A 1,966-nucleotide genomic window follows, 5' to 3' on the forward strand; every position below is an offset into this window, starting at 1 on the left:
CCTGCCAAGGCGACCCGAGCGGCGTCGGCGGGAGCGGCGGCGTCGTCGGGAAGTCCGCGACGTGCCCCGGGAGGGTCGATCTCAGCGGCCAGTGCATCGGGGCTGACCAGCAGAAACTCGTCGGGTCCCTGCCACAGGATCGCGGCGGTGTCGGTATCGCCGGTGACCTGTCCGTGGCCGGAGGGCAGTGGCAGGCCGACCACGGAGGTGACGTTTTGAGCGGCGTCGGAGCCGGGTTGGACCCTGATGCCCACCATGTTCAGGAACGGGATCTCGCGGAGGCGCACACCGCGTTCGCCGGTCACGCTTGCCTGGGCCATGAGATCGGTCAGGTCAGCCAGTGGACTGCGGCGCAGTGGGCGGATATCGGTCAGGATTTGCTCAGCCATCTCGATGCATCCCTTCGGGGTCGTAGAGCACGGGTTCGGCAATCACGACGTCCACCAGTGCACCGTCCAACGGCGCCTGAAGCTTTTCGCCGATCCGGTTGCGGCCGTTTTTCACCAGCGCGAGTCCAAAGGTTCGGTCGAGGGCGGCGCTGCGGTAGCTGGAGGTCACGTGACCCACCATGGGAACGGGCGCGTCCTGCGGAGTAATGGGCGTCCCCTGGTTCACCAATTGGGTGCCCTCCGGCAATCGGTAGGTGGTGTCCACGGGCAAAACCGCCACCAATTGCTTGCGGTTGGGGCTGGTCGCACTGGGCCGGTCGTAGGAGCGTTTGCCGATGAAGTCCTTGGTTTTGGACACCACCCAGTCCATGCCCAGGTCCTGGGGTGTGACGGTGCCGTCGGTGTCCTGACCCACGATCGGGAACGCCTTCTCCGCGCGCAGCACGTGCATGGTTTCGGTGCCGTAGGGGGTGATCCCCAACTCAGCCCCGGCTTCAGCCACCGATTCCCACACGGACATCCCGTACCAAGAGGCCACGTTGATCTCGAAGGCCAGCTCGCCCGAGAAGGAGATCCGGCAGATCCTCGCCGGAATCCCTGAAGCCAGGATCGTTTCGCGGAAGGCCATGAACGGGAACGCCTCGGCGGAGACATCCAGCTCAGGGGCCAGCTTGGCGATCACCGCCCGGGACTTCGGCCCGACCACGGCCACGGTCGTGTACTGCTCGGTGACCGATGTGAACATGACGTCCAGCTCCGGCCATTCGGTTTGGGACCATTCCTCGAGCCATTCCAGCACCTTGGCCGCCCCGCCGGTGGTCGTGGTCATCAGGTAGCGGTCTTCGTCCAGGCGCAGAGTCACGCCGTCGTCAAAAACCATGCCGTCCGGGGTACACATCACCCCGTAGCGCCCCATCCCGGGCTTCAGTTTTTTGAACGCGTTGGTGTAGACGCGGTTGAGGAACTCCCCGGCATCCGTCCCGCGGATCTCGATCTTGCCCAGCGTGGTCGCATCCATGAACGCGACCCCGGTGCGGGCGGCGGTGCACTCGCGCAGCACGGCCGCGTCCATGTCCTCGCCGGGTTGGGGGTAGTACCAGGGGCGCTTCCATTGCCCCACGTCCTCGAACTCCGCCCCGTGCGCCACGTGCCAGGGGTGGACCGACGTCACGCGCGCGGGATCGAAGAGTTCGCCGCGGCGTCGTCCAGCGAGCGCGGTGAAGGCGACCGGGGTATAGGGCGCGCGGTAGGTGGTGGTGCCGATCCCGCCCACATCCGGGTCCTGCAGGGCGGCGGCGATCACGCCGATCGCGTTGACGCCGCTGGTCTTGCCCTGGTCATTGGCGGTGCTGATGGAGGTGTAGCGCTTCACGTGTTCCACCGACCGCATGCCCGCGCCCGTAGAGCGCAGCACGTCGGCCACGGTCTGGTCGCGTTGGAAATCCACGAAGTGGTTCGTCCAGTCGGTCTCGTGTCCCGCGGGCGAGGGGACCAACCACAGCGGGCGGGCGGCGCCGAACGTTTCCGGGGCGGCGTTCGGCTCTTGTGCCGTGGTTTCGAAGCCTGCCCGGCGCGCG

1 protein-coding gene and 1 pseudogene are annotated in these 1,966 nt (G+C 66.9%); both read right to left on the reverse strand.

Annotated elements, in window-relative coordinates; genetic code table 11:
- Nucleotides 1-389: pseudogene (locus tag YO9_RS0115195) on the reverse strand (sarcosine oxidase subunit gamma); the annotation flags it as partial.
- Nucleotides 382-1,966 (reverse strand): glycine cleavage T C-terminal barrel domain-containing protein (locus YO9_RS0115200; RefSeq protein ID WP_016998266.1); only part of this gene is annotated, 1,585 nt, incomplete at its 5' end. The gene YO9_RS0115200 and the pseudogene YO9_RS0115195, both read right to left, overlap by 8 nt.

Source organism: Kocuria atrinae C3-8, from assembly GCF_000286355.1.
GTDB classification, from domain to species: domain Bacteria; phylum Actinomycetota; class Actinomycetes; order Actinomycetales; family Micrococcaceae; genus Kocuria; species Kocuria atrinae_A.